Origin of the sequence: Vitreimonas flagellata, assembly GCF_004634425.1 — a bacterium.
Classification (GTDB): domain Bacteria; phylum Pseudomonadota; class Alphaproteobacteria; order Caulobacterales; family Aquidulcibacteraceae; genus Vitreimonas; species Vitreimonas flagellata.
In genome coordinates this window covers 1-1,988 of sequence record NZ_SBJL01000008.1, presented here as the reverse complement: position 1 = coordinate 1,988, position 1,988 = coordinate 1, and the positions used below count along the sequence as shown (strand labels likewise).

The window sequence follows — 1,988 nt, the reverse complement described above, 5'->3', positions numbered from 1 at the left end:
TCGGCGTGCGCCGTGCAAAGGCGGCGCTTTCCAGTGGGTGCAAGCCCCACCCGGCAGATGCTCCAGCCGGAAGCGATCGGAGCAGACAGGGAGGTAACGAACTGGCTGAAGCCTTCGATAATCGTGTCACGAATTGGTGACAGAGCGAGTGTGCAGGCCGCAACGCGAGTGAACGCTGAGCAAGCCTCGAAAAGGACGATGTGCAGGCCGACCCGATAGCCGTTTCGGGGAAGGCTGACACGAACGGGTGAGAGAGCAAGACGACGCCCGCTCGCTGCACCGGGGTACTGGCGGCAGCATGTACACAAGGAAAGCGCACGCAACACGGGAAGCCCCAGTGCGTGATCAGCGATGATCAACAAGACGCCCGTGAGGGACAGGCTTGGCGCATTGGGGTGACGGAGAGGCTCGTAGTACCGCTGAAGCCGCGTAATGGCGGCGGAGGGAAGGGGCCTCAGTTCAAGACCAACGCAACACGCGAGCAAGGACCTGGAGATTGGGCAACCTATCAACTCCGAACAGTGTTCAGAAATTGCAGACGGCGTTACACGCAAAAGCGAAGGCCGAAGCTGGCTATCGTTTCTACGCGCTCTACGACAAGATTTATCGCGAAGATATTTTGGCGTTCGCCTACGCGCAGTGCCGCTCCAACAAGGGCTCACCGGGCGTGGACGGCCAGGACTTCGCCGACATCGAAGCGTATGGCGTTGAACGATGGCTCGGCGAACTGGCGCTTGCGCTCAGGCAAGAAAGCTACAAACCGGACGCGATCAGACGCGTGCACATCCCAAAGCCCAACGGCAAGCTAAGGCCGCTGGGCATCTCAACCGTGCGAGATCGGGTGGCGATGACAGCGGCGACGCTGGTGTTGGACCCGATCTTTGAAGCCGATCTTCCACCTGAACTCTATGCCTATCGTGCTGGGCGCAACGCTCAGCAGGCTGTGACGGAAGTGGAAGAGCAATTGTTTCGCGGCCACTCGGACGTCGTCGACGCCGACCTCGCGGATTATTTTGGCAGCATCCCTCACGCCGAACTTATGAAATCGGTGGCGCGCCGTGTCGTAGACCGGCGCGTGCTGCATCTGATCAAGATGTGGTTGGAATGCGCTGTCGAAGAAACCGACGATCGAGGCGGAAAGCGACGCACGACGGAAGCGCGCGACAGCGGACGCGGCATCCCGCAGGGCTCGCCTCTCTCACCCTTGCTGGCCAATCTCTACATGCGCCGGTTTGTGTTGGGATGGCGACAGCTTGGGCTGGAGCAGCGTCTCGGCGCACGGCTCGTGACCTATGCCGACGATCTCGTGATCTTGTGTAGACGAGGCAACGCTGACTTGGCGCTGCAGCACCTGCGCGCGATCATGGGCAAGCTGAAGCTCACGGTCAGCGAAGAGAAGACACGCATCTGCAGCGTCCCGGAGAGCAGCTTCGACTTCTTGGGCTACACGTTTGGACGGATGTATTCTGCGCGAACCGGTCAAGCCCGCCTGGGCTACCGGCCATCGAAGAAAAGCATCAAGCGCGCGGTCGAAAAGATCCACGCGCTCACCGTCCACACGGGGACATGGCAAGAGACCACCGAGCTGGTGATGAAGTTGAACCGCACGCTGCGCGGCTGGGCGAACTACTTTCGGGTAGGCACGGTCAATCCCGCGTACCGCGCGCTCGACACTTACACAGCTGTGCGGTTGCGCCGGTGGCTACGCGCCAAGCACAAAGTCAAGCGACGCCGAGGCGGGACCTATCCACTCTCGCACCTCTACGAGCACTTCGGGCTCGTACGTTTGACCCGACTTGGCCGTGGCCCGTCGTGGGTGAAGGCGTGATGTCTTGTCCGAGAGCCGGATGCGGGAGATCTGCATGTCCGGTTCGATGAGAGGGATGTGGAAACGGAGTATGGTCAGGCTCCTCAGGCACCGCCAAACGAAAGAGGCGGCAACAGCTACGCCCGGCCTAACACCACCGCGCCACATCCCGACTCTACGA

At 61.1% G+C, this 1,988-nt stretch carries 1 protein-coding gene; it reads left to right on the top strand.

What is annotated here, in order from left to right:
* Positions 1-496: 496 nt before the first annotated feature.
* On the top strand, positions 497-1,828 hold the full coding sequence (gene ltrA, locus EPJ54_RS19575; protein WP_135213469.1) for a group II intron reverse transcriptase/maturase: 1,332 nt from the start codon (positions 497-499) through the stop codon (positions 1,826-1,828).
* The last annotated feature ends 160 nt before the right edge of the window (positions 1,829-1,988 follow it).